Origin of the sequence: Acrocarpospora phusangensis (assembly GCF_016862995.1) — a bacterium.
GTDB lineage: Bacteria > Actinomycetota > Actinomycetes > Streptosporangiales > Streptosporangiaceae > Acrocarpospora > Acrocarpospora phusangensis.
The window spans coordinates 34,159-59,554 of sequence record NZ_BOOA01000001.1 but is presented as its reverse complement, the minus strand read 5'-3'; the positions used below and the strand labels follow the sequence as shown (position 1 = coordinate 59,554).

Below are 25,396 nucleotides of genomic sequence, written 5' to 3'. Positions count from 1 at the left end.
GAGATGACCACCTTGACCACGACTCCCGAACCGCTGCGCTGGGCCATCGTCGGCACCGGCGGCATCGCCAAGGCCTTCGCCGAGGACCTGCGGCTGTCCGACGCCGGCACGCTGGTGGCGGTCGGCTCGCGTACGGCGGCCCGCGCCGAGGCGTTCGCCGCCGAGACCGGCGCGCCCCGCTCCTACGGCGACCAGGCCGAGATGCTCGCCGCCGGCGACATCGACGCCGTGTACGTGGCGACGCCGCACAACGCGCACCGGGACTCCGCCCTGGCCGCCATCGAGGCGGGCAAGGCCGTGCTGGTGGAGAAGCCGTTCACCATCAACCGCGGCGAGGCCGAGGAGCTGGTCAAGGCGGCCAGGGCCCGCGGGGTGTTCCTGATGGAGGCCATGTGGACGCGCTTCCTGCCGCACATGGTCCGCCTGCGCGAACTGCTCGCCGAAGGCCGCCTCGGCGACGTGCGGCTGGTGACGGCCGAGCACGGCGTCTGGTTCCGCCGCGACCCGGTCCACCGCATGTTCGACCCGCACCTGGGCGGCGGCGCCCTGCTCGACCTGGGCGTCTACCCGGTGTCGTTCCTGTCCATGGTGCTCGGCACGCCCGCCTCGGTGCTCGCGGCCACGCAGTTCGGCGACACCGGCGTGGACGGCCAGACCGCGGTGATCACGGGGTACGCGGACGGCCGCCAGGGCGTGGCGACCAGCACCATGGAGGCGTTCCTGCCCAACCGGGCCGCCATCGCGGGCACGGACGCGCGCATCGACATCGACGCCTGGTGGTACCGTCCGACGTCCTTCACCCTGACGGCCCGTTCGGGCGCGGTCGAGCGGTACGAGTTCCCCGTGCCGGGCAACGGGCTGCGCTTCCAGACCGAGGAGGTCGCCCGCTGCGTACGCGAGGGCCTGCTGGAGAGCCCGGTCCTGACCCTCGACGAGACCTGCGAGATCATGGGCACGATGGACGAGGTCCGGGCCCAGGTCGGCCTGCGCTACCCGGGCGAGTGACGTAACGGCGAAGGGGTGGTCCCGTGGGCGGGACCACCCCTTCGCTGGTTCCGGTGGCCCCGCCGCCGCGCGGGGCCACCGTCCTTCCCGCCGTCACTCGGTGGTGACGGTGGCCTGCATGACGCGGTCGAAGCCGACCTGGCGGCGCGGGCCGGTCATCGTGACGGCGATGGTCTCCCGGATGTCGGCGCTGGAGGCGCCCACCCGCAGCTCCACCGCGCCCGGATCCACCTGCCGCCGCCAGGACGCCCCCGTGTAGGAGGTCTGGTCGGCGTGGATCGTGAGGGCGACCTCGCGCGTCTCGCCGGGGGCCAGGTCCACGCGGTGCGCGGCCAGCAGCGACTGCACCGGCCGGGCCACCTCCGCGACCGGGTCGTGCAGGTACACCTGCACCACCTCGGACGACTCCCGCTCGGTCTCGTTGCGCAGGGTGACCCGCACGTCGATCGTGCCGTCGGTCGTCCACGACTCGCCGCCGGTGACGCCCGCCCAGGTGACCGGGGCGTACGACAGGCCGTGGCCGAAGGCGAACAGCGCGGTCGGGTCCACGTTGCTGACCTCGCTGCGCAGGGCCAGCGGCGCGCCCAGGTAGGTCGCGGGCTGGTTGCCGCCGTCCCGGGGGAAGCTCACCGGCAGCCGTCCCGCCGGGTTGGCCCGGCCGGACAGCACGTCGGCCAGCGCCGCCGCGCCCTCCTCACCGGGGAAGAACCCGCACACCACGGCCGCCAGCCGGTCGATCTGCCGGCCCAGCTCGTACGGCCGGCCGACCAGCAGCACCAGCACGACCGGTGTGCCGGTGGCGAGCACGGCCTCCAGCAGCTCCTCCTGCCGGCCGGGCAGGCCGAGACCGCTCGCGTCGCAGCCCTCGCCGGAGGTGCCGCGCCCGAACAGGCCGGCCTGGTCGCCGAGGACGGCCACGCAGACGTCGGCCCCGGCCGCCGCCGCCACGGCCGCGGCGATGCCCTCGTCGTCGCCGCCCAGCACCGGCACGCCCTGCGCGTACCGCACGTCGTAGCCGGCGGGGTCGGCGCGCAGCGCGTCCACCAGCGTCGGCACCTCGATGCCCATGCCGGTGTCCGGGTGGTGCACGCCGACGTGCATCGGGAACGAGTAGCAGCCCATCATGGCCTGCGGCGTGTCGGCCCGCGGCCCGACGACGGCCAGCTTCAGGCCCGGCGCCAGCGGCAGCGTGCCCGGGGTGTTGCGCAGCAGCACCACCGAGCGGCGGGCGATGTCCCCGGCCAGGGCGCGCACATCGGCGTCGTCCAGCACGATCTCGCCCTCCTCGTCCAGCACGGGAGGCTCGGGCGCCCAGCCCTCGTCGAGCAGGCCCAGTTCGCACTTCTGCAGCAGCACCCGGCGCAGCGCGCGGTCGATCAGCGCGATGTCCACCTCGCCGCGCTCGACCGCCTCCACCAGCGGCGGCCCGAAGCAGTTCACCGTGGGCAGCTCGACGTCGATGCCGGCGGTGAGCGCCAGCCGGGCCGCGTCCGCCGGGGACTCCGCCACGTTGTGCAGGGTCTGCAGGAACGCCACGGAGAAGTAGTCGGCCACCACCGTGCCGGTGAAGCCGTAACGGTCGCGCAGCTGGTCGGTGAGGAGCGCGGGGTCGGCCGCGACCGGGGTGCCGTCGATGTCGGCGTAGGAGTTCATCACCGAGCCGGCGCCCGCGCGCAGCGCCATCTCGAACGGCGGCAGCAGCACGTCGGCGATCTCGCGGCGGCCCGCCGAGACGGGGGCCAGGTTCCGGCCGCCCTTGGACGCCGAGTAGCCCACGAAGTGCTTCAGCGTGGCGATCACACCCGCGGACTGCACACCCCGCACGTACGCGCTGCCGATCGTGCCCACCAGCACGGGATCCTCGCCGATGGTCTCCTCGACCCGGCCCCACCGCAGGTCGCGGGCGACGTCCAGCACCGGCGCGAGGCCCTGGTGGATGCCGAGCCGCCGCATGGTGGCGCCGATCTGCGCGCCCATGCGCTCGACCAGCTCGGGGTCGAAGGTGGCGCCCCAGCACAGCGGCGACGGGTAGACGCCCGCCTGCCACGCGGCCAGGCCGGTCAGGATCTCCTCGTGCACGACCGCGGGGATGCCCCACCGGCCGGCCGCCATGATGGACCGCTGGGCTGCCGCGAGGATGGCCGCGCCCTTGGCGACGTCCACCGGCGCGGTGCCGAACGGCCGGGTCAGCTGGCCCATGCCGACCTTGACCAGCTCGTCCCACTCGACCGGCAGCGAGGTGAACTCGTGCTGGTGCGGGGCCATCTCGCCGTCGGTGTTGTCGATGCCCACCCAGACGCCGTACAGCTGGGCGATCTTCTCGGGGAGGCTCATCAGGCCCATCAGGGCCTCGACCCGCTCGCCGGGCGAGCGGGTGGCGTCCTTCCACACCTCAGGCGCGGTGTCCGCGTTCGCGGTGGTCGCGGCAGTCGCGGTGGTCGCGGTCGTCATGGTCATATGTCACTCCGTGTGGTACGGCGGGTCATTCCAGCCACCCGCCGGGCGGGGGCGTCAGCCGGTCGAGCTCGTCCCACAGCTCGGCCGGGATCGGGGTGGTCGCGAGGTCCAGGGTCGCGGCGACCCGCTCGGGTTCGGAGACGCCGACGATGGTCGACGTCACCCGGGGGTCGCGCAGCGAGAACTGCAGCGCGGCGGCCGCCAGGGGCACGTCGTGGGCGGCGCACGCGCGCAGCATCGCGCGGACCGCGTCACGCACCGGCTCGCCGGTTTCGCGGTAGGCGTAGCGGGGTTGCGCGTCGGGACCCTTGACGAGCATGCCCCCGCCGTACGGCGCGCCGTTGACGAAGGCCACGCCGTGGGCCGCCGCGTCCTCGATCAGGGGTCCGGCGGCGCGGTCGACCAGGGTCCAGCGGTTGTGGTTGATGACGGCCTCGAACACCCCGGTGCGTACGAACCGGCGCATCAGCTCCACCGGGCCGCCCGCGACGCCGAGGTGGCCGACCACGCCCTCCTCGCGGAGGGCGACCAGCGCCTCGACCGCGCCGCCGGGGGCCATGGCCTCCTCGAAGGTGATGTGGTACTCGGGGTCGTGCAGGTACATGACCGGCACGTGGTCCACCCCGAGGCGCTCCAGGCTCTCCGCCACCGAGCGGCGCACCCGCTCGCCGGAGAAGTCGCCCGTGTCGGGGTCGGCGTCGGCCTTGGTGGCCAGCACGAAGCCGTCGGGCAGGCCGCGGCGGCGCACCACGGCGCCGATGCGGCGCTCCGCGCTGCCGCCGCCGTAGTTGTTGGAGGTGTCCAGGAAGTTGAACGGGCCGTCGAGCACGGCGTCCACGGTGGCCTCGGCGCGGGCGTCGTCCACCGCGTAGCCGTACAGGGCGGGCATGCTCGCCAGCGGGCTGGTGCCGATGCAGATGGGGGTCACGCTGAGCCCGGTGCGCCCGAACGGGCGGCGCGCGGCCGGGCCGTCGGCCACGGGGTCGGCCAGGAGGTCGGCCATGTCAGATCACGAACCTGTTCGAGGGTCGGCCGCGGCGGCCGGGCTCGGCCCGGAAGACCGCGCCGGCGGCGGGCTGGTCGCGGAGCTGGCCGGGGGTGAGCTCCTCGGTCGAGGTGGTGATGAACAGCTGGTCCAGGCCGGGCCCGCCGAAGGCGCACGAGGTGACCTGCGTCACCGGCAGCAGGATGGTGAGGTCGAGCCGGCCGCCGGGGTCGTAGCGGACCACGCGGGAGCCGCCCCAGAACGCCACCCACACTCCGCCGTCGGCGTCCACGGTCAGGCCGTCGGGGATGCCGGGCAGCTCGGAGGTGTCCGCGAAGGTCCGGCGTCCGGTCAGGGCGCCGGACGGCACGTCGTAGTCGAACACGTCGACACGGCGGGTGGTGCTGTCCACGAAGTAGCAGAAGGTGCCGTCGGGGGACCAGTCCAGTCCGTTGCCGATGGTCACGCCGGTCAGCAGCGTGTGCAGCGAGCGGTCGGTGTCCAGCCGGTACAGCGCGCCCGCGCCCGGCGTGATCGCGTACGCCATGCTCCCGGCCAGGTAACGCCCGGCCGGGTCCACGTTGCCGTCGTTCATGCGGATCTCCGGCCGCCCGGCGAGGGGCGAGGCCAGCCGTTCGGTGAGCACGCCGCCCGAGGTGAGCGCCATGCCCTCGCCGTCCGCGATCAGCAGCGTGGCCGGGTCGGTGGTCGGGTGCACGGCCGTGACCGGGGCGGGCAGGATGAACCAACCGGCCTCGGCCGTGCCGGGGTCGGCGTCGAAGACCCGCCCCCGGGGGATGTCGACGAACCGCAGGCGGCCCGCCGTGCCATCCCACACCACGCCTTCCAGGTGCACGCCGGAGACCTCCAGCCAGACCTCGGCGGTCAGGTCTCCCCGCATCACGGCGCCAGGGCCGTGAGCGCGGCGGCGGCGGCCCGGTGTCCCTCGACCAGCCGGCCCAGCACCGCGTCGGTGGCCGGGTCTGGCCGGGTCTGCTCCGGGTGCGCGGCCCGCCAGGCGTGCAGCCGCCGCGCGCCCTCCGACCAGGTGGTCGCAGGCCGGAACGCGGGCACGAACCGCTTGATCTTGCTGTTGTCGAACACGGCGGTGTGCGCCAGGTCGCCGACGATCAGGTCGGACCAGAACCAGTCCGGCGCCACCCGCGGCAGGAACTCCGACGGCAGGTGCAGCAGCCGGGCCGGGGCGCCGGCGGTGCGGCCGATGATGCCGTAGATCTCGTCCCAGGTCAGCGACTCGTCGGAGGTGATGTGGAAGTCCTCGCCGATGGCCTGCCAGTTGCCGATCAGGCCCACCAGGCCGACGGCGAGGTCCCGCGCGTGGGTCAGCGTCCACAGGCTGGTGCCGTCGCCGGGCACGACCAGCTCGTCGCCGCGCGCGATCCGGTCCCACGCGGTCCAGTCGCCGGGCAGCGGCGGGTTGGCGTCGTCGTAGGTGTGCGACGGGCGCACCACCGTGACCGGGAAGTCCCGCTCCTCGTACGCGCGGCGCAGCGTGTCCTCGGCGGCGATCTTGTCCCGGGCGTAGGCCAGGTACGGGTTGCGCCGGGTGGTGGACTCGGTGACCGGCCACTGCCGGACCGGCTTGTGGTAGATCGAGGCCGAGCTGATGTGCACGTACTGGCCGACGCGGCCGTCCAGCAGGTCCACCGCGGCCTCGGCGTCCTTGGCGCCGTAGCTGAGGAAGTTGACCACGCTGTCGAACGTCCGCCCGTCCAGCGCCGCGCGTACGGACTCGGGGTCCTGGACGTCGCCCGTGATGGTCGTGACGCCCTCGGGGAGGGGGCGGCGGCTGGAGGTGCGGCCGCGGTTCAGGACGTACACGTCCTGGCCCTGGCGTACGGACTCGGCCACGCACGACGAGCTGATCGTGCCGGTGCCGCCGATGTAGAGGACCTTCATGTGGGGTCTCCCGCTCTGGGTGGATCGTGGGTCAGTTGCGCGACTTGCCGGCGTACCAGTCCTCGAAGCCGTTCTCCACGATGCTGATCAGCAGGTCGTCGTTGCGGATGCCGATCTCCTCCAGCCGCTTGGCGATCTGGTCGAACATCGCCCACTTGGTGGTCACGTCGTACATGTGGACCATCTGGATCTGGATGCTGATCAGCTCGCGGCGGTCCACGCCGTTGTACGCCGGGTCGAAGACGATCTCGCCGGGCGCGTGCGTGCGGAAGATCTGGAACTTGTCGGCCGGGTCCATCCCGAGCGCGTCCACCAGCGCCTGATGGATCCCGTCGCTGATCTGCCCGCCCAGCCGTTCGGCGAGGGAACGCTCAAGGTCGATCTGCACCAGAGGCACCGGTGACTCCTTCGGGGGAGGTGATGTAACGAAAGTTACGCGGAAAAATTTCGGAAACTATCCGAAACTTCAGCGGTACGTTGACAAAGTAGGGCTGCCGGTCTCGGACGTCAAGGCACGGACGCCACTTCGCCGGGCGTGATGACCGCATTTTTGCCTGTCAGCGCGCTCCGGGCGTGAAATCCGGAGGCGCGATAGTTTCGATGAACTTTCGGTGCCCGATCTACTACCGTAGGTCTCTGCTGTTCCGGGAACGATGTGGTGAAAGCGAGGCCGGCCGTGAAGATCGCGGTGACTGGGGCGAGTGGCAAGGCCGGGCGGGCCGTACTCCAAGACCTGCTCGCCCACGGGCACGAGGTACGGGCCATCGACGTGACGGGCGCCCCCGGCGACCGCGGTGAGCTGTGGGAACAGCTCCGCACGCCGCTGCTGCGCGCCGACCTGACCGACTTCGGCGACACCGTCGACGCGCTGACCGGCGTGGACGGCGTCGTGCACCTGGCGGCCATCCCCGCGCCGGGCTACTTCACCGACGCCCGCACCCTCAACGTCAACAACGCCATGAACGGCAACGTCTTCCTGGCCGCCGCCAAGCTCGGCGTCGGCCGGATCGTGTGGGCCTCCAGCGAGACCGCGCTCGGATTCCCGTTCGCCCCCGACAACCCGCCGCGCTACCTGCCCGTGGACGAGGAGCACTACCCGTACCCGCTCTCCACGTACGCGCTGTCGAAGGTGCTCGGCGAGACCATGGCCGAGCACATCTCGTCCTGGTCGGGCATCCCGATCGTGTCGCTGCGGCTGTCCAACATCCACTCCGCCGCCGACTACCCCAAGCTGCCTTCGTACTGGGACGACCCGCTGACCAGGGTGTTCGACCTGTGGGGCTACATCGACGACCGCGACGTCGCGCAGGCGTGCCGCCTCGGCCTGCTGGCCGACGTGTCCGGCGCGCCCTCGTACGTGATCGCCGCGAAGGACACGGTGATGGACCGGCCCACGGCCGACCTGGCCGCCGAGGTGTTCCCGGACGTGCCGGTACGCCGCCCGCTGGACGCCTACGAGACCGCCCTCGACATCACCAGAGCCACGGCCGAGCTGGGGTTCGAGCCGGCCTACTCCTGGCGCGACATGCTCTGACATCTCACCGGAGGGCATCTCACCGGAGGGCAGCTCACTTGCGGCGGCGCTTGCCGGGCAGCGGGCCGGTGCTCTCCCGGACGACCAGGCTGGTGGACAGCTCCAGCCGCAGGGACTCCCCGGCCGGCTGCGCGGGCTCCAGCACGTTGCGCACCGCCAGCACCGCCATCTGGGCGAGCGGCTGGCGGATGGTGGTCAGCCGGGGGTACAGCCACTCGCAGATGTCGGTGTCGTCGAAACCGATCACGCTGAGGTCCTCGGGCGCCCGCAGGCCCCTGACCCGCAGTTCCTCGTACACGCCCGCCGCCTGCTGGTCGGAGCCCGCGAACACGGCGGTGGGCGGTTCGGGCAGGTCGAGCAGGGCGGCCGCGCCGCGCCTGCCGCCCTCGGCGTAGAAGTCGCCCTGCCGTACCAGGCTCTCGTCGACCGGCAGGCCCGCGCGGCGCAGCGCCGCGCGGTAGCCGTCCAGGCGCTCCAGGCTGCACCGCACGTCGTCGGGGCCGGTGATCACGCCGATCCGGCGGTGGCCCAGCTCCAGCAGGTGCTCGGTGGCCGCGAAACCCCCGGCCCAGTTGGTGGCGCCGATGGTGGGGATGTCCTGCTCGTACCCGCCGAACTGGTCGATGACCACGAACGGCGCCTCGATCGTGCGCAGCCGCGAGGCGGGCACGTGCCGGGTGCTCGACCCGACCAGGACCACGCCGTCGGTCGGCCGCGAGGTCAGCGTGCGCAGCCAGTCGCGCGGGTTGGCCTGCCGGTCGTGCGTCACGGTGAGCACCAGCTGGGTGCCCAGCCGGTACGCCTCCTGCTCCGCGCCGCGCAGCAGCTCGGACGCCCACCCGGTGTCCAGCTCGGTGATCACGAAGTCCACCAGGCCCACCTTGCGTGGCTCCGACCTGGCCCTACGCTGGTAGCCTGTCGAGCTCAGCGCGTCCTGGACGCGCCGGCGGGTGTCCGGGCCGACCTCGTCACGGCCGTTGAGCACCTTGCTCACGGTCGGCACGGACACGCCCGCTTCCCGGGCGACCATCGCGATGGTCACGCGGCTGGCGCGCTTGCCTGCGGCCCGTTTCCGTGCGCTCGGGGCCAGCGGTTCGATCGCCACGACACCTCGTCCTTCGTAGGTTCGATCTGTCGAAACTTTCTATAACCGTAGCATCGGTGTGGACGAAGCGGTCCAGGGTGGCCCGGAGCAGCGGAAACTCGTCACCAGTGATCTCGCCCCCGCCCTCGTGACGCCGGGGAGATCAGGTCGTGAAGATCGGAGATTTCGAAACTCGGCGGAAACAATTAGGCCAAAGTTCTTGACACCGCAGACCGGCCGATGTTTCGCTCTCCCGAGACAATTTCGGAAAGTTTCGGAGTTGTGAACAAGGTCCGGCTCTCGTCGTTCGGTCGAACCGTCGGCAGTTCTCGCAGGGCGCGGAACCGGTGTCATATCACGGTGCGTGCCTATCACGTGCAAGGAGAGATCACATGCTGGGATCCTCGCGAGTCAGTAAGCGCAGACCCCTCGGAGCTGTCGCCGCCCTCATGGTCGTCGGGCTGACGCTCGCCGGGTGCGCCGGCGGCGCCCCGGCCCAGAACGCGGACCAGGGGTCCGCCGACTCGGGGAACATCACCTGGTGGGGGTGGACGCCCGACGCGACACCCGCCGAGGCGTACATCAAGGCCTTCAACAAGGTCTACCCGAATATCAAGGTCACCTTCAAGAAGCTCACCATCGACGGCTACGACGCGGCCATCCGTCCCGCGCTGGCCTCCTCGGTGGGTCCTGACGTCTTCGCCGTCGCGCCCGGCGCCGCCAACGGCTCGGTCGACATCTACGGCGTCAACGCCGTGGACCTCAAGCCCGCCGTGGAGAAGACCCTCGGCGCGGACTGGGAGTCGAAACTGGCCCCGATCGGCGTGAGCAGCCTGATGAACGGCGACAAGCTCGCCGCCCTGTCCGTCGGCTCGGTCTTCTCCGGAACGATCTGGGTGAACAAGGACCTCTTCGACAAGTACGGCCTGACCCCGCCGAAGACGTACGACGAGTGGAAGAAGGTCTGTGAGACCTTCAAGGCCAACAACGTCGGCTGTTTCGTCCAGGGCGCCGCGCAGACCGCGTTCAACGAGGACACCCTCCAGGCCATCACCGACAACGTCGCCCCCGGCGTGTGGGAGAAGGCCCTCAAGGGCGAGGTCCCGTGGACCGACCCGGCGATCGTCCAGGCGCTGACCATCTGGAAGAAGCTGTTCGACGACGGGATCATGCAGGAGGGCGCCCTCGGCATGCAGCAGTACCCGGACGCCAACAACGGCTTCATGTCCGGCAAGTACGCCATGGTCATGATGGGCACCTGGTACATGCAGTACTCCACCATCGAGGGCAACACCGCCGCCATCTCCGGCGCCGGCGTCGCCGACCCCAAGCCGTTCACCCAGCTGCCCATCCCCTTCCCGGACGTCGCGGGCACCGGCAACGTCGGCGCGCTCTACGGTGACGCGGACTTCGGCCTGGCCGTGAACCAGAAGTCCAAGAACATCGCCGCCGCCACGACCTTCGCCACCTGGCTCGGCACCTCCGCCGAAGGCCAGCAGGTGGTGGCCGACGTCCTCAACGACATCCCCGCCCTGATCACCACCCAGCCCAACTGGGACACCGTGAAGCTGGTCAACCCCGAGGTGCAGCGCCCGGCGCTGGAGAAGCTGATCAGCGACTCCGGCAAGTCCACCGAGCCGCGCCTGGCGACCGTGGTCGCCGACCTGCAGACCGCGATCGGCGTCGCGTCGACCACGGTGGCGGCCGGTGAGGCCACCCCCGAGCAGGCCGCGGCCACGCTGCAGGCCTCCGCCGCGAAGATCAAGTAACCCCAGCGGACGGCCCGTCCCAACCACTACGTGCAGGGAGACCCATGACCTCCACGACCTCGCCGAAGACCGGGGCGCGCCGTCCGACGTCCACCGCGCCACCTTCCCCGGGCGACCGGGGAAGGATGGCGCGACCATCCGGCCTTCCGTGGATCATGCCGGCGTTCGTCCTCGTGGTCGGCATCCTCTACTACTGCATCGGCGAGACCGGCTACCTGTCCACCCTCGACTGGGACGGCACCAGCCCCACGCCGACCTCGGTGGGCCTCGGCAACTACGAGCAGATCCTCCAGGACCCGATCTTCTGGCAGGCCATCTGGCACACGGTGATCTTCTTCATCGTGACCTTCACCGCGCAGACCGCCATCGGGTTCGTGTTCGCGGCGCTGCTGCACTCGAAGGTCAAGCTCGGCACCCTCTACAAGGTGATCGTCTTCACCCCGGTGGTGATCGCCCCGGCGACGATGGCGCCGGTTTTCCGGCAGATGTTCGCCGCCGACGGCCAGCTCAACTGGACCCTCGACCACATCGGCCTGGGCTTCCTGTCCCAGCCGTGGCTCGCCCAGTCCAGCACCGCGATGCCGGTCATCATGTTCATCACCGTCTGGAACTTCACCGGACTGACCTTCGTCCTCTACTACGCCGCGATGGGGCAGATCGACCCCGAGACGCTGGAGGCGGCCCGCACCGACGGCGCCAGCAACATCCGCACGCTGGTCAGCATCGTCTGGCCGGGCGTGCGCGGCACCACCGTGGCGCTCGGCATGCTCAGCGTGATCGGCGCGCTGAAGACCTTCGACGTGCCCTACCTGGTGACCATCGGCGGCCCCAACTACGCCACCGAGTTCCTCGGCACCTACATCTACCGGATCAGCATCCCCAGCGCCCACGTCGGCTACGGCGCGGCCCTGTCGATCATGCTGCTCATCCTGGCCCTGGTCGGCGCCATCGCCGTCGCCGTCCGGGCCAACCGAAAGGACAGTGAGACCGGTGTTTGAGGCCCGCCGCCTGCCGGCCAAGCTCATTCTGCAGCTCATCGTCACCCTGATGATCGTCCCGTACCTGTTCCCCCTGATCGTCATGGTGCAGGGCTCGCTGGCCGGGGAGGGCGTCGGCAACTACCGCGCGGTGTTCGAGGTCGGCGCCATCGGGACGTTCTTCAAGAGCAGCGTCATCATCTCCGCCTCGACCATCCTGATCGTGTACGTCCTGACCATGCTGGCCGCCTTCGGCTTCTCCAAGCTGCACATCCGCCGCAAGGAGATCTACTTCTGGATGATCCTGGCGGCGCTCACCCTGCCCGAGGTCGTGCTGCTCACCCCGCTGTTCGCGACGACCCTCGCGCTCGGTGTGTACGACACGTACTGGGCGGTGGTGCTGCCGCTGGCCGCGCTGCAGATCCCGTTCACCGTCCTGATCGCGCGCCGGTTCGTGGACGGCGTGCCGGACGCGCTGTTCGACGCGGCCAGGATCGACGGCGCCGGCACGTTCACCGCCTTCCGCTACATCGTCCTGCCGATGACGCGGCCGATCGCCGCCGCGATCGTGGTGCTGACGCTGATCGGCTCGTGGAACGCCTACCTGCTGCCGCTGGTTCTCATCCAGGACCCGGCCCAGCAGACCGTCACGCTGCTGCCGCAGTTCTTCGTCAGCCAGTTCAGCAACGACCAGACCAAGGTGCTGGCCAGCGCGGTCATCACCGCGATCCCCGAGATCGTCGCCTACCTGTGCCTGCAGGGCCTCTTCGAGCGGGGCCTGTCGGCCGGCGCGATCAAATAGCCCCTGATTTATCGAAGGTAAGGAACCACCCATGACGTTTCTTCGTACCGCTGGACGCCAGATCGTCGACGAGTCGGGCACGCCCGTCCGTCTGCGCGGCGTCGCGGTGGGCGGCTGGCTGAACATGGAGAACTTCATCACCGGATACTCCGGCAATGAGTCCCTCATGCGCGGCACGGTCCGCGAGGTGCTGGGCGAGGAGCGGTACGAGCTCTTCTTCGAGCGCCTGCTGACCGCGTTCTTCGGCGAGGACGACGCGAAGCTCCTGGCCGATCTGGGCATGAACTGCGTACGCTTCCCGGTCAACTACCGCCATTTCGAAGACGACAGCAAGCCTTTCGAGTTCAAGAAGGAAGGGTTCCGGCACCTGGACCGGGCCATCGAGGCGTGCGCGCGGCACGGCATCTACTCGGTCATCGACCTGCACGCGCTGCCCGGCTCGCAGAACCACCACTGGCACTCCGACAACCCCACCCACCGCCCCGCCTTCTGGGACCACCCGCACTTCCAGGACCGCGTGGTCGCCATGTGGGAGCACATCGCCGAGCACTACAAGGACAACCCCTGGGTGGCCGGGTACAACCCGATCAACGAGCCCGCGGACGAGTCCCGCAAGGTCGTCGGCCCGTTCTACACCAGCCTGGTCAACGCCATCCGCGCGATCGACGAGCGGCACATCCTGTTCCTGGACGGCAACACCTACTCCACCGAGTTCGACGTCTTCGACGAGCCGTGGGAGAACACCGTCTACGTCGCCCACGACTACGCCGCGCCCGGTCTCGGCGGCGGGGGCGACTACCCCGGCCTGACCGACGGCAGGTACTTCGACAAGGCGGCCCTCGAAGCCAAGTACGCCGAGCGCACCGAGTACTGCCGCCGCACCGGCACCCCCGTCTGGGTGGGCGAGTTCGGCCCCATCTACACCGGCGACGAGCGCGTGGACGCCATGCGCCGCCAGCTCCTGGCCGACCAGCTGGAGATCTACCGCCGGGAGGACGCCGGCTGGTCCATCTGGATGTACAAGGACCTCGGCCGGCAGGGCCTGGTCATGGTGCGGCCCGACTCGCCGTACCTGAAGCGTTTCGGTGACTTCGTCGCCAAGAAGGTGCGCCTCGGCGCCGACCAGTGGGGCAGCGACGGCCTCGGCGTGCCCGAGGTCATCAAGCCCTTCCACGAGATGATGGCCACGGAGTTCCCCGACTTCGACCCGTACCCGTGGGGCCGTTTCGACTGGGTCCGCACCCTGATCCTCAACCTCACGGTGGCCCAGCCCCTGGCGTACGAGTACGCCGAGCTCTTCCGCGACCTCACCGACGCCGACCTCGTCGCCCTGGCCGACTCCTTCGCCCTCGCCAACTGCGACGTCCGCACCACCCTCCGGGACCAGCTGGTCGCCGGCTGATCCCTTTCATCGGGGCTGCCTGGTCTTCATCACGTAGGTGACGAAGACCAGGCGGGTCGCGCCGATCCGGCCGGTGACCTCCCAGCAGCCCTCGGCGGGGAAGTAAAGGCCGGTGGCCTGGAAGCCGGTGTCTCCGTAGCCGTCGGGGATGTCCGCGCGCAGGGGCGGGGCGGAGCCGTCCAGGCGGCGGCCGGTGATCTCGAATGCGCCGGGGCTGCCGCGCCACCAGCCGAACTTCATGCGGATGGCGCCGTCCTTCTCGATGAAGTCGGGGCCGGCGTCGATCACGCCGTCCGGCCAGAGGCCGCCGACCGCGAGCCGGCCGTCCCCGTAGGAGCGGTCCCAGCCGAAAAGGGATTCTTCGGGGATCTCCGAGGGGCCTGACCTGCCGGGATGCGTCACCGGGCAGTTCTGGGGGCCGGGTGGTGTGGTCTCGGTGCTCGTACAACCCGTCACGGAAAGGACCGCGGCGGTGATCACGGCCAGTACTCTGCTGGGCTTCATGTCATTTCGACACCGGCCGCCCTCGCGGGGTTCTCTTCCGGACGGTCCCGGGATTGACCCGGGACCGCCGGATGTCCCGTCCTCAGAATGTGCCCGATTCATTTCCCGAGAAGGACGTGCGCCTGAGTTCGGATGCGCTCAATTCTCGTGCGGGGAAACGGTGGGCCCATCGGTCGGATGACCTAAGTTCCTTTCGTCAGAGGAATCTCCAGAGGTTGTTGTTCGAGCCGTTGTCGTCGGCCAGGACGACCTGGGCGCCCTGGGAGGTGCCGCCGAGGCCGAGGACCCGGCCGCCGTTGGCGCACTGGATGCGGAAAGCGGCGTTGGAACCGTAGCGGAGGCGCCAGCGGTGGTCGCTGGTGCCGTTGTCGGCCCACTGGACGACGCGGGAGCCGGCCGCGGTGCCCATGTTCTCCACGCCCAGCACCTTCTGGCTGTTGGAGTTGCGGAACCGCAGGTAGCCGCCGGTGTCGACGATCGCGGTCCACAGATGGTCGGCGGTGCCGGTGTCGCCCCACTGCACGACCAGCGCGCCGTCCGCCGTGGACATGTTGGTGACGCCGAGAACCATGCCGGTGCCGACGTTCTGGACGCGCCGCGCGCCGTTGGGCACGAACCGCCACTGGTTGTCGGCGCTGCCGTTGTCCGGATCCTGTACGGCCTGCGCCCCGCTGGCGGTGGACCCGCCCTGAACGCCCAGCAGCTTGGAACTGTTGGCGTTGCGGATCTTGACCGAGCCGTCGCCGGCGTCGGTGATCGTCCAGCGGTGGTCGGCGGTGCCGTTGTCGGTCCACTGCATGACGCGGGCGTTGTCGGCCGTGGACATGTTCTCGACACCGAGCACCTTGCCGCTGTTGACGTTGCGGAACCGCAGCGCCGAGCCGTCCACGATCGGCACCCAGTCGTGGTCGGTGCTGCCGTTGTCGGTCCACTGCAGGGCCAGGCCGCCGTCGGCGGTGGACATGTTCTGGATGCCGAGCACCAGCCCGCTCGCCGCGTTGGCCAGCCGGAAACTGGCCTCGCCGCCGGTGCCGCCCCCGCCGGTGGCGTTCCAGTAGACGACGTAGTTGTGGTTGTGGGCGTCGTAGAACGGCCCCAGGTTGACCGAGGAGCCGTTGGCCGTGGCGGTGAACGCCAGCGCCGACGTGCTGGTCCGGTTGATCGTCGAGGTGTTCAGCGTCGGGGCGGACGACAGCGTGGTGTTGCCGTAGTTGCCGGAGAGCACGACCGGGCCGTACACGACGGCCTGGAGGTTGGGGTTGTCGTTGGCGGCCTTCATGATCACCCGCATGGGCAGCCGGACGGTCACCGTGTCGCCGGAGGACCACGACCGGGTCAGCACGGCGTAGGAGCCCGGCGTGGTGGCGATGCTCTGCTGGACCCCGTTGACGCTCACCGTGGCGCCCTGCGTCCAGGCCGGGATCCGGACGCGCATCGACCACGACCCGCTCACGTTCCCGCTGACCTGCAACGTCGTGGTGTCGCTCACCGGGTAGGAGGTGGACTGGGTGACCGTGATGCCGCGCTGCGACCAGTTCAGCGTGGAGGGCACGAACAGGTTCACGAACAGCGTCGTGCCGTCGTGGAAGTAGATCGAGTCCATCAGCTTGGTGTTGACCTCGATGCCGGTGCCCTGGCAGCACCACATCGAGTTGTAGTCCGTGCTCCAGGTGCCGCCGCCCCAGGCCGGGCCGACGCCGCGCCGACCGCCGGGGTTGAGCGGCGTGAAGTAGGTGACGTGCCCCCGGCTGTCGGCCGGGTTCTGCTGGCCGATGAGGTGGTTGAGCAGGGCGCTCTCGTAGAAGTCGAAGTAGTCGGCCCGGGTGGGCGCCAGGGTCCAGAGCTCCCTGGTCAGCTTCAGCATGTTGTAGGTGTTGCAGGACTCGGCGGTGTCCCTGGACAGGTAGCCCGCGATGGCGTTCGGCGCGCGGAAGTGCTCGGCCTGGCTGTTGCCGCCGATCACGTACGTGTGCGCGGTGGTGGTGATCGTCCACGCGTTGGCGGCGATGTCCCGGTAGCGGCTCGTGCCGGTCGCCTTGTACTCGCGCGCGGCCCCGATCCACTTGGGCACCTGCGTGTTCGCGTGCAGGCCGTTGAGCTGGTCGGAGTTGGACGCCAGCGGGTTGAACACGGCCGCGTGGTCGAAGCGCTGGGCCGTGGTCAGCCAGCGGGACTCGCCCGTCATCTGGTACAGGTCCGTGAGCACGGCGTTCATGCCGCCGAACTCGGTGCCCAGCATCGCCTGCATCTGGCTGGACGACAGCCGCCCGGTCCGCGTGTCCACCCATGCCGCCAGGGCCAGCAGCACCGTCCTGGCCTGGGTGTTGCCGATGTGCCGCCACACGTCGAGCAGCCCGGCGAGCGTCTTGTGGATGCAGTAGTACGGCACGTTGCCGTTGCTCAGCGTACGGTTCTCCACGGCCGTGATGTCGGACTCGGGAAAGCCCGACAGGTAGCCGGAGGCGAACCCGGCCGTGCCGTTGTTGGCCTGGCATTTGGCCAGCTCGGCGACCATGTAGTTGGCCTTGTCCCGGCAGGTCGTGTCGCCCAGTACGGCGTACGCCTGCGCCCAGGCCGTCAGGAAATGCCCCTGCATATGACTGCGGAACGGGAAGCTGGGGGCGTCCCAGCCGCCGTTGGCCGAGGCTCCGCCGGTGGAGAGGCGGTGGTTGGCGCGGAAGACGTACAGCAGGCGGTCGACGTCGACGAAGCGCAGGTAGGACAGCGTGCGGTTCTGGTTGTCGAGCCAGCGTCCCGAGTTCAGGCGCACCAGGCCGAGATCGAACTCGTACGCGGAGACGCCGATCTCGGACCTGGCCCACGGGAGGGCGGCCTGGGCGGCGGAGGTGCCGGCCACCTGACCGGCGGCGGTGAGCGCGACGCTGGCGCCGGCGGCCTGGAAGAGCTGGCGGCGGCTTAGTGACATGGGAGCTCCTGGGGGTGAGGGGCGGAAATCCAATGCATGATTGCGCTAACATTTTGCTTATAAAGAAATCCGAGTTTGGCGATCGGGACGTATCCCTGATGCGACACGGATGTTCCTTCCCGAAGGGCCCCGGTCCCGCGCCTTCCAGACGGGACCGGGGAGCTCGTGCTTGTTATCGCTAACATTTCTTGGCGGATCTACACGTCCTGCTCCTGTGGGTACGTGTCGCGGAGTACATCCGACGGTCCGATCCGGCGTCAACGAGCCGCGAGCCCCGCTGACCTGCGCATTGCCACCGGCACATTTCCAGCCAGGACATTCGCCCGGAGGGAGATCGCCCGCGAAAGTGAAAGTTTCACAGATGTGACCAGTTGGCAACACTGAGATTCGGGCGGACTCCGGTTGAGCATCCGGGGCGCCTGTGCGTGGGTACCATCGCTCTGTGTCCCCCAGGGTGATCGTCCGGCCGTACGCTGAGGCGGATCAGGACGCGGTCGTCGGGGTGTGGTCGCGTTCGGCCCGCCTGGCGCACCCGTTCGTCGACGGCGAAGGAGTCGGCGCGCGAGCCGACGAGATGCGCGAGGTCCATCTCCGCCAGGCCGACATGTGGGTGGCCCTGGACGAGACGGGCGAGATCGTGGGTCTGCTCGGTCTGCTCGGAGCCGAGATCGGCGGGCTGTTCGTGGATCCGCCGTCGCAGGGCCGGGGAATCGGCCGCCTTCTCGTCGAACACGCCGCGGCGATTCACGGCGAACTCACCGTCGAGGTCTACGAACTCAACGAACGTGCCTGTGGTTTCTACCGGCGAATGGGATTCGTGCCGTTCGGCTCACGGGTGGAATCCGAAACCGGGCTCACGCTGCTTCAACTCCGCCGGTGATGCCGTCCAGGGCCAGGTCGCTCAGCGCCTGACCCGGGTCGTCGGCCCCGAGCATGGCGAGTATGCGAGGTCAGGGCTGGGAGGCGGCGACCTTCAGGCCGAATCCGATCAGGACGGTGCCGGTGACGCGGTCCATGATGCGGCGTACCCGGGGTTTGGCGAAGAAGGCCCTGGCCCGGGACAGGAGCATCACGTATCCGCCGAGCCAGGCGATGGTGAGGGCGGCGTGCACCAGGACCAGCAGGGCCATGCCGACGTGGGGGGACAACTCGGACGGCGCGAGGGCGGGGAGCAGGCCGGTGTAGAACACGGCGATCTTGGGGTTGAGCAGATTGTTGATCAGCCCGGTCCGCCACGGGCCGCCCGCCGGGGCAGGACCGGCCACCACGGGCTCGACGCCCTGGCGACGGCTGTGAATCAACGCCTGGACACCCAGATACAGCAGGTACGCGGCACCGGCGAACTTCAGGATCGTGTACGCCGTCGTGGAGGCGGCCAGCACGGCGGCCAGCCCGGCCACCGTCAGCACCCCCCACACCAGCAGGCCCGCGGTGATCCCCCCGACGGTCCGCAGACCGTCCCGCCAGCCGGACGCGACGGCCTTCTTCGTGACCACCGCCATGTCAGGACCGGGCATCATCGTCAGGACGGCCAGGGCGCCGGCCGCGGCGAGGAAATGCAGGAACATGTCTGGAGTATGCACGCGCTGTCATCGCGCGGCGCGACGGAGGGTCGCCGTACCGATGATCAGAATCAGCAGGGCGAGTATCGGCGTCACGACGCTCCACCAGGTGAGGGCGGCCAGCGGCAGGGCGCCGAGGGGAAGCAGGATCATCGCGGCGGTCCGGGTGCGGGCGGACGCCGTACCGCCGGGGACGGTCAGGGCGAGGGACGCCAGGATCGCGGCGGCGCCCGCGAGGCCGGCGACGCGGGGCAGGCCCTGGATGTTCAGCGCCACCCAGGCGTACAGGAGTGCGCAGGCCGCGGTGAGCGCCGACAGCCACCACAGGCGAAGGTTCATGGTCGCTCCAGAGGGGGAGTGCTCAGCCGAGCAGGACGTCACGGGTGAGACGCCGCGGGCTGGGCGGCGCGGCGGCGGTCGGGTAGCCGATGCGGAAGGTCATCAAGGGGTGCAGGCCGGGCGGGAAGAGCGTCGCGGCGGCCGTGGTGAACTCGGGCGGCAGGCCGGCCGAACGTTCGCGGTCGATGCGCTCGGGGATCTGGCACAGAGGCTGCATGGCCAGCCCGTTGGCGGTGGCCCACAGGTGCAGACGCTGCCATGCCCGCCCGGTCCGCAGCCGCTGCACCGGGTCGAGGGGATCGCGGGTGAGCAGCGCGCCGAAAGCGGCGGCGGTGGGCACCTGGGTTTCGGCGGTGCCGCGCAGCCAGCCGTCGTTGTTCTGGCTGTGGGAGGCGGGCAGCAGCTTCGCCAGCGTCCTGATCAGGCGAGGTTGCCCCGACGCGTCGACGGTCACGCCGTCCTTGCGGGCCTGGATCTCCCGGCGGGTGCCGCGATACCAGGCGAAATCATCGGTCGTCTGCTGCCGGTCGGCGATGACGGCCCGGGTCGCGCGCACCGTGAGGTCGCCGAAGGCCTGCCTGCCCGGGCCGTCGTCGAACCAGACCAGTTCGACGCCACCGTCCTCGCTCGACCCGGCCAGGCCGCCCAACTGATCCAGGACGCGCCGCGGCACCGGCCGTCCGGTGTCGTACGCGCCGCGGTCGGTGTGCCGTCCGGCGATGTACGGGAACAGCTCGGCCGTCCGCGGACGCGACCCGGCGAGGGTCACCCGGGCGACATGCCGGGGTTGCGCGGGGTCCGGCATGAGTTCCGCCGTCGCGCGCAGGCCGTTCGACGGGGCGGCCAGGAGCAGGTTCTCGATCGCGCACCCCAGCGAGATGTGCAGTTCCCGCAGCAGCGGGTCGATCGCGCCCAGGGTCCTGGAGGTGTCGGCGAAGACGTCGATGCGGTCCGGGGCGACCCTGAACAGCCACGGCTGGCTGTTGTGCGCGTTGGCGGCGAGCACGGCGGCGTTGACGAGGGCACGCGGGTCTCCCGCCACCGGCCCGGCCTGCTCCCAGGCGGCGTACGCGGGACCGGTCTCGCTCGTGAACACGCCGCGGTCGATCGCGTACCAGGTGGACGCGGTCCCGGCGGCGACGGCCAGCGTGCCCGCCCCGAGTCCGGCCAGGGAAAGGAAGCGGCGGCGGTTGAGGTCCCGCCCGCGGGGCGTCTCGTTCATCCCGTGGTCCCTCCGGACAGCACGCGCAGGGCGGCCGGGGTCAGATAGGGGGCGAGGACGACCTTGACCAGGTCCAGGCCGCGGCCCACCTGCGCCGGATCCCGCGGATCGCCGGTGACGTCCAGGAAGCCCAGCCAGCTCTCGGAGATGAGCCAGATGGCGACGGTCAGGTCGGCCAGCGTGCCGGGCGGTTCGGGGGCCCGCATCAGCCCCTGCGCGACGAGTTGTTCGGCGAAGGCGGACCACTCGCCGAGCCGCCGCCGGTAGGCCGCGTCGTAGACGGCGCGCAGTTCCCCGTCGGCCTGGAGCAGGGCGAGGATCTCGCGGCCGAAGAAGCGGTTCTCCCAGGAGAGCCGGGCTCCCCGGGCGAATCCGGCGGCCAGCGTCTCCAGATTCCGCTGGGCGTCCGGGCTCGGGTCCCACCGGTCGGTCCACTCGGCCACGTACTCGTCCAGAAGGCCGCGGATGATCTGCTTCTTGTCGGAGAAGTGGTAGTAGAGGTTCCCCGGACTCAGGCCCGCGGCGGCGGCGATGTGGTTGGTGCTCACGGCCGCCGTCCCCTGCTCGTTGAACAGGTCGCGCGCCGCCGCGAGAATCCGCCCCCGCGTGGCCAGCGACTTGCCGGTCTTGACCGCCTTCGCGGAGTCTCGCGGCATACGTTTAGAGTCCATGCTCTAATTAGAGCATGGACTCTAAACTGTGGCTACCCCCTCAGCCGCAGGTCCACCTGGACCATGGTGGCGTCCCAGATGGCGGACGCCGGGTCGATCACCGCGAAGTGGTCGCCCGCCTGCTCGACATAGGTCACGTCGTCGCCGCTGGCCCGCGCCCCGGCGACGTAGCGGCGGTTGAAGTCGATCAGATCGAGGTCGTCGTCCCGGCCTATGACGAGGAGCTGCGGCACGCCCGACGGGAGGCGGCTCATCGGATCGGCGGAGGCGTACACCTCGGGGATCTCGGCGGGGGAGCCGCCGAGGGCGTGCGGGACGGCGCCCGTCCCGATCCGGCGTCGCGCTCCCTCGGCGAGGTTGACCGCACCGGCCAGCGAGACGGCGAGCGCGACCCGGGCGCCGTCGGCGGCGGCCCGCAGCGCGAGCTGGCCGCCCGCCGAGTGGCCGAGGACCGCGACCCGATCGAGGTCGAGGGAGTCGAGGGAGACGCCGGGGAGGTCCGCCAGCCGGGCGAGTCCCGCCGCGACGTCCGCGGTCGTGGCCGCCCAGCCGTGCCGGTCCGGGCGGCGGTATTCCAGGTTCCACGCCGCGTACCCGCGGTGGGCCAGGTCGATGGCGAGCGCGTCCATCAGGTCGGCCGCCCAGATCGAGCGCCAGTAGCCGCCGTGGATCAGGACCGCCACCGGCAGCGGCCGTCCGTCGTGGCCGGGCGGCAGCCGCAGGTCGCCCCACTGCTCGTCGTCCTCGCCGTACGGGATGCGGCGGGCCGGGTGCCGCAGCCGGTGCACGGCGTGTCGGATCGCCCAGGTCAGGCCCCCGAGGCCACGGCCGTGGACGTGGGCGGATCCGGCGGCTACCTCGATCGGGCCGGTGTCGGCCAGGTCGTACCAGACCGTGCGGGGCGCGTGCGGGCCGGAGCGAAGGCGCAGCGAGCCGGGACCGGCCAGCGCGACGATCGCGCAGGAGGCGTCCCGGCCCGCCTCGTCGAGGATGTGCCCCAGCGCTTCCGCGTCGGCGGCGTCCACCAGGCGGCCGGAGACCCCCAGCCGCCGCCACTCGCCCTCGGCCACCTGCCGGACCAGCGCGGGGTCGGCGACCGGCCCGGGTCCGGTCACGACCAGAACGCGGTCGACTGTCGTCGTCATGGGAGTTCTCCTGCCTTGCCCAGGAACGCGGCGTCCTGCCGGACAGCGGTCTGCCCGCTCAGGAAGCGGGCCGCGAACCGTGCGATGATCATCGATCGTGCCGCTCAACAGAATGGCCCGAGGTCGCCGCTTCGTGCGCTATCCGGTCCGCCGGCGCAGATGGCCATGTCGCGCCGCACCGGTTCAGTCTGGTCCTAGACGAGCGTTCTGGCGGACCAGATCTCGGGGAAGACCACGCGGTCCATGCTCCGGCGCAGCCAAGCCGCTCCCGCCGAGCCGCCGCTGCCGGACTTCTCGCCCATGCTCCGCTGCACCGCCTTGAGGTGCTGGTAGCGCCAGTCGCCGAACCCGTCCGCGAGCTCGGTGAGCGCCTCACCGAGCATCCAGAGCGGATTGCCGGGCGTTTCGTCACGGTAGATGTCGACCCAGGCGGCCTCCACCGCGGGATGCCGCTCGTGCTCGGCGGCCACGTCGCGGTCGAGCAGGTCGCGCGGGATGCCGAAGCCGCGCCGCGCGAGCACCGCGATCACGTCGTCCCACAGGCTCGGCGCGCGCATGGCCTCCAGCAGCGCCTCGTACGCCTCCGGGTGCCGGTGGAACGGCCGCAGCAGCGCCGCGTTCCGCAGGCCCAGCAGGAATTCGAGGTGCCGGTACATGGCGGACTGGAAGCCCGACGCCTCGCCCAGCTGGTCCCGGAAGCGGTTGAAGTCGGCCGGCGTCATCCAGCGCAGCCCCCGCCAGGCGGCGTTGAGCCCTTCGATGTCCAGGCACGCGCGCCGCAGCGGCCCGAGCGCTCCCCAGACGTCGTCCTCCCGGAGCAGCCGCTGCGCCTCGCGCAACTCGAAGCAGGTCAGTCCGAAGTACAGTTCCATGATCTGGCTGATCATGAGGAAGGACATCTCGCCGGGGTCCTTGCTGATGGGCTTCTGCAGCGAGTGCAGCGTGCCCGCGTGCACGTACGCGTCGTACGGCAGGCCGCCGACGAACTCCAGGGTGGGCTCCCCGGCGTTGGCGGCCGCCCTGGCCGCGCGTTCCCCCGCGTTGGACGGGCGTACGGCCCTGTCGGTGGTCTCCACGAGTCGGCTCCCTTACGGGCGTGACATGTGCGCCCTGAGTGCCTTAATGCTCTCCCAAACGGTCAGAGGCCGTGAAGGACGACTTAAAGGTGCGATGCATCATTGTCTTATAGTTTTACGGCGAAAACGCCCGCTCGCTTCACGAACCGAAGGTGGCCATGGACGATATGGACTGGGCGCTCCTGCGCGAGCTGCAGGTCGACGCGCGCCTCTCCTTCAGTGAGCTGTCCCGCCGGGTGCACCTGTCGCCGCCCGCCGTGGCCGAACGGGTACGGCGGCTGGAGGAGACCGGCGTCATCTCCGGCTACCACGCCCGGGTCGACCTGGCCCGGATCGGCTGGCCCGTGATGGCCATCATCCGGATGTCCTGCTACGGCCCCCGCTGCATGCTGCGCGACCCTGCGGTGGCCGGGTGGCCGGAGGTGCTGGAGATCCACCGGATCACCGGCGACGCCTGCTGCATCCTCAAGGTCGCCGCCGAGTCGATGGACGCCTTCGAGCAGGTCATCGACCGGCTCGCGCCGTACGGCCAGCCGTCCAGCACGATGGTGCTGTCCACTCCGCTCGCGTGGCATCCGGTCACCCCGCCCAGGGCTCCGGCCGGGGACCGGTCACGCCCGTCCGCCTGACACCGCGGCGGGTTCCCTGCGCAGCGCCGGCAGCACCGCCGAGCCGAGCAGCTCCACGCCGCGCCGGTCGCTCAGGCCGTGCGGGGTGCCGAACTCGACCCGCCGCACGCCCGCGTCGATGAGGGCCTGCGCCCGCTCGGCGACCTGGTCCGGGGTCCCGGCGAAGGCGAACAGGTCGAGCAGGTCGTCGGGGATGAGCCGGCCGGCCGCCTCGTGCCGGCCCGCGTCGATCAGCTCCTTCACCCGGGCCAGCAGGTCCGCGGGGATGTCCACGGTCGGGTCCAGCTCGGCCACGACCGCGAGGTACATGGCCACCTCGGCCCGCGCCCGGCTCCGCGCCGCCCCGCCGTCGGTGTCGACGACGGTGACCGCGCCGAGCACGATCCCGACCTCCCCGGGAGCCCGCCCGGCGGCCTCCGCGCCCGGCCGCAGCCGCTCCCGGATCACCGCCACCATGGCCGGGTTGGCGCTGCCGCCCACCTTGATCTCGTCGGCGATCCGCCCGGCCAGCGCCGCCCCCCTGGCACCCCAGGCGCCGAGCAGCAGCGGCGGATCGGACCGGTGCACGGGATAGCGCAGCGCGGTGCCCGGAGCCAGCCGGAACACCTTCCCCGCGTACCCCTCGGCGTCGCCGCGCAGCAGCCGGTAGACGACCTCCGCCGCCTCCGCCATGGTGGTCAGCGGCCGGTGCTGCTCGATCCCGACCGCGCCCAGCCACGTCCCCCTGGCCAGCCCCAGGTACGCCCGGCCGCGCGAGGCCAGGTCGAGCGCCGCGATCTGCCCCGCGATCTCGTACGGCGCCAGCGAGTAGGGGTTCAGGCAGGCCACCCCCAGGCGGACCCTCTCGGTGGCGGCGGCCATCTCCAGCAGGGGGAAGATCGGCGGCTGGTACATCAGGTCGCCGAACACGGTCAGCACGTCGAAGCCGTGCTCCTCGGCGCTGCGCGCCAGCCGTGCGTAGTCGCCGGCCCGTTTGTCGCTCTGCAGCCCGAGCCCGATCTCCACGGCGGTCACGGCAGGGTTCTCCTCTGGTCGGTCACGTGAGGTCGGCGGAGTTCATCCGGCGGCGGCGGGTGCGCGACACCCGCATGATCAGCCGCTCCTCGGGGTCGGGGCAGGCGAACAGGGAGTCCTGGGCCAGCCAGTCGCCCGCCGCCAGGTCGCGCTGCTTGGCGGCCAGGAAGGGCAGGACGGAGGCCAGCGCGTACACGCAGAAGTGCTTGCCGTCGGGGAGGCTCAGGTGGGCGCTCTCGGTCAGGTCGAAGTGGTCGCCGGTACGCATGCCGCAGACCGACCGGCCCTCGATGCGATCGACGGTGACCCGCAGGTCGTAGATCTCCATATCACCGGAAATTTCATCGGATAGGGGGTCGTCCATCGGGCGAGT

Annotated in this window: 24 protein-coding genes; 8 read left to right on the top strand and 16 right to left on the bottom strand. The window is 70.8% G+C overall.

What is annotated here, in order from left to right; genetic code table 11:
- Positions 1-3: 3 nt before the first annotated feature.
- The gene (locus tag Aph01nite_RS00280) at positions 4-1,005 is read left to right on the top strand and encodes a Gfo/Idh/MocA family protein (protein WP_204038625.1); all 1,002 of its coding nucleotides are present in this window, start codon (positions 4-6) and stop codon (positions 1,003-1,005) included.
- A gap of 93 nt (positions 1,006-1,098) precedes the next feature.
- On the opposite strand, the gene Aph01nite_RS00275 is transcribed toward Aph01nite_RS00280, so the two are convergent.
- The 5 genes from Aph01nite_RS00275 to Aph01nite_RS00255 are packed head-to-tail and all read right to left on the bottom strand — an operon-like array spanning position 1,099 to position 6,764.
- Positions 1,099-3,462: a beta-glucosidase family protein gene (locus tag Aph01nite_RS00275; protein WP_204038624.1), complete on the bottom strand. Its 2,364-nt coding sequence runs from the start codon at positions 3,460-3,462 to the stop codon at positions 1,099-1,101.
- Between the two features lie 25 nt (positions 3,463-3,487).
- On the bottom strand, positions 3,488-4,465 hold the full coding sequence (locus tag Aph01nite_RS00270; protein ID WP_204038623.1) for an aldo/keto reductase: 978 nt from the start codon (positions 4,463-4,465) through the stop codon (positions 3,488-3,490).
- 1 nt (position 4,466) lies between these two features.
- On the bottom strand, positions 4,467-5,348 hold the full coding sequence (locus Aph01nite_RS00265) for an SMP-30/gluconolactonase/LRE family protein (protein ID WP_204038622.1): 882 nt from the start codon (positions 5,346-5,348) through the stop codon (positions 4,467-4,469).
- Entirely contained in the window at positions 5,348-6,367 is a 1,020-nt protein-coding gene (locus Aph01nite_RS00260; RefSeq protein WP_204038621.1) for an NAD-dependent epimerase/dehydratase family protein, read from the bottom strand. Before Aph01nite_RS00260 ends, Aph01nite_RS00265 begins: the two co-directional genes overlap by 1 nt.
- Before the next feature lie 31 nt (positions 6,368-6,398).
- Positions 6,399-6,764: a tautomerase family protein gene (locus tag Aph01nite_RS00255; RefSeq protein ID WP_204038620.1), complete on the bottom strand. Its 366-nt coding sequence runs from the start codon at positions 6,762-6,764 to the stop codon at positions 6,399-6,401.
- A gap of 279 nt (positions 6,765-7,043) precedes the next feature.
- Between Aph01nite_RS00255 and Aph01nite_RS00250 the strand changes: the two genes are divergently transcribed.
- Positions 7,044-7,901, top strand: coding sequence for an NAD-dependent epimerase/dehydratase family protein (locus tag Aph01nite_RS00250; RefSeq protein WP_204038619.1), 858 nt, complete (start codon positions 7,044-7,046; stop codon positions 7,899-7,901).
- 34 nt (positions 7,902-7,935) lie between these two features.
- Here Aph01nite_RS00250 and Aph01nite_RS00245 read toward each other — a convergent pair whose 3' ends face one another.
- A complete protein-coding gene (locus Aph01nite_RS00245; protein WP_239161286.1) occupies positions 7,936-9,006 on the bottom strand; it encodes a LacI family DNA-binding transcriptional regulator in 1,071 nt (356 codons plus the stop codon).
- Between the two features lie 371 nt (positions 9,007-9,377).
- Between Aph01nite_RS00245 and Aph01nite_RS00240 the strand changes: the two genes are divergently transcribed.
- Genes Aph01nite_RS00240 through Aph01nite_RS00225 form a run of 4 tightly spaced genes read left to right on the top strand, consistent with a single transcriptional unit; the run spans position 9,378 to position 13,935 of the window.
- Positions 9,378-10,754, top strand: a complete 1,377-nt coding sequence (locus tag Aph01nite_RS00240; RefSeq protein WP_204038618.1) for an ABC transporter substrate-binding protein — start codon at positions 9,378-9,380, stop codon at positions 10,752-10,754.
- Between the two features lie 44 nt (positions 10,755-10,798).
- Positions 10,799-11,752, top strand: coding sequence for a carbohydrate ABC transporter permease (locus Aph01nite_RS00235; protein ID WP_204038617.1), 954 nt, complete (start codon positions 10,799-10,801; stop codon positions 11,750-11,752).
- Positions 11,745-12,533 (top strand): carbohydrate ABC transporter permease, encoded by a 789-nt coding sequence (locus Aph01nite_RS00230; RefSeq protein ID WP_204038616.1) that lies wholly within the window; start codon positions 11,745-11,747, stop codon positions 12,531-12,533. Before Aph01nite_RS00235 ends, Aph01nite_RS00230 begins: the two co-directional genes overlap by 8 nt.
- A 31-nt stretch (positions 12,534-12,564) precedes the next feature.
- The gene (locus Aph01nite_RS00225) at positions 12,565-13,935 is read left to right on the top strand and encodes a glycoside hydrolase family 5 protein (protein ID WP_204038615.1); all 1,371 of its coding nucleotides are present in this window, start codon (positions 12,565-12,567) and stop codon (positions 13,933-13,935) included.
- A gap of 6 nt (positions 13,936-13,941) precedes the next feature.
- Here the strand turns inward: Aph01nite_RS00225 and Aph01nite_RS00220 are convergent, their stop codons facing one another.
- Both Aph01nite_RS00220 and Aph01nite_RS00215 read right to left on the bottom strand, forming a co-directional pair.
- Positions 13,942-14,439, bottom strand: a complete 498-nt coding sequence (locus tag Aph01nite_RS00220) for a hypothetical protein (RefSeq protein WP_204038614.1) — start codon at positions 14,437-14,439, stop codon at positions 13,942-13,944.
- A 196-nt stretch (positions 14,440-14,635) separates the two neighbouring features.
- Positions 14,636-17,365: a beta-L-arabinofuranosidase domain-containing protein gene (locus tag Aph01nite_RS00215; RefSeq protein WP_204038613.1), complete on the bottom strand. Its 2,730-nt coding sequence runs from the start codon at positions 17,363-17,365 to the stop codon at positions 14,636-14,638.
- A 442-nt stretch (positions 17,366-17,807) separates the two neighbouring features.
- On the opposite strand from Aph01nite_RS00215, the gene Aph01nite_RS00210 reads away from it, so the two are divergent.
- A complete protein-coding gene (locus Aph01nite_RS00210; RefSeq protein WP_204038612.1) occupies positions 17,808-18,245 on the top strand; it encodes a GNAT family N-acetyltransferase in 438 nt (145 codons plus the stop codon).
- Between the two features lie 70 nt (positions 18,246-18,315).
- Here Aph01nite_RS00210 and Aph01nite_RS00205 read toward each other — a convergent pair whose 3' ends face one another.
- The 6 genes from Aph01nite_RS00205 to Aph01nite_RS00180 form a co-directional block, all read right to left on the bottom strand.
- Positions 18,316-18,933: a LysE family translocator gene (locus Aph01nite_RS00205; protein ID WP_204038611.1), complete on the bottom strand. Its 618-nt coding sequence runs from the start codon at positions 18,931-18,933 to the stop codon at positions 18,316-18,318.
- 21 nt (positions 18,934-18,954) lie between these two features.
- On the bottom strand, positions 18,955-19,266 hold the full coding sequence (locus Aph01nite_RS00200) for a hypothetical protein (RefSeq protein ID WP_204038610.1): 312 nt from the start codon (positions 19,264-19,266) through the stop codon (positions 18,955-18,957).
- A 22-nt stretch (positions 19,267-19,288) separates the two neighbouring features.
- Positions 19,289-20,488 carry an Acg family FMN-binding oxidoreductase gene (locus tag Aph01nite_RS00195; protein ID WP_204038609.1) on the bottom strand — a complete coding sequence of 400 codons (1,200 nt, stop codon included), beginning with the start codon at positions 20,486-20,488 and terminating at the stop codon, positions 19,289-19,291.
- A complete protein-coding gene (locus tag Aph01nite_RS00190) occupies positions 20,485-21,159 on the bottom strand; it encodes a TetR/AcrR family transcriptional regulator (RefSeq protein ID WP_204038608.1) in 675 nt (224 codons plus the stop codon). Before Aph01nite_RS00190 ends, Aph01nite_RS00195 begins: the two co-directional genes overlap by 4 nt.
- Positions 21,160-21,191: 32 nt before the next feature.
- Entirely contained in the window at positions 21,192-22,304 is a 1,113-nt protein-coding gene (locus tag Aph01nite_RS00185) for an alpha/beta hydrolase family protein (RefSeq protein ID WP_204038607.1), read from the bottom strand.
- Positions 22,305-22,498: 194 nt separating this feature from the next.
- Positions 22,499-23,380, bottom strand: coding sequence for a tryptophan 2,3-dioxygenase (locus Aph01nite_RS00180; protein WP_204038606.1), 882 nt, complete (start codon positions 23,378-23,380; stop codon positions 22,499-22,501).
- Between the two features lie 158 nt (positions 23,381-23,538).
- Between Aph01nite_RS00180 and Aph01nite_RS00175 the strand changes: the two genes are divergently transcribed.
- A complete protein-coding gene (locus Aph01nite_RS00175) occupies positions 23,539-24,009 on the top strand; it encodes an Lrp/AsnC family transcriptional regulator (RefSeq protein ID WP_204038605.1) in 471 nt (156 codons plus the stop codon).
- On the opposite strand, the gene Aph01nite_RS00170 is transcribed toward Aph01nite_RS00175, so the two are convergent.
- Together Aph01nite_RS00170 and Aph01nite_RS00165 are read right to left on the bottom strand one after the other, a co-directional pair.
- The gene (locus tag Aph01nite_RS00170; RefSeq protein WP_204038604.1) at positions 23,992-25,023 is read right to left on the bottom strand and encodes an LLM class flavin-dependent oxidoreductase; all 1,032 of its coding nucleotides are present in this window, start codon (positions 25,021-25,023) and stop codon (positions 23,992-23,994) included. The genes Aph01nite_RS00175 and Aph01nite_RS00170 overlap by 18 nt on opposite strands.
- Before the next feature lie 22 nt (positions 25,024-25,045).
- Positions 25,046-25,387, bottom strand: coding sequence for a TIGR04076 family protein (locus Aph01nite_RS00165; protein ID WP_204038603.1), 342 nt, complete (start codon positions 25,385-25,387; stop codon positions 25,046-25,048).
- Positions 25,388-25,396: the final 9 nt, after the last annotated feature.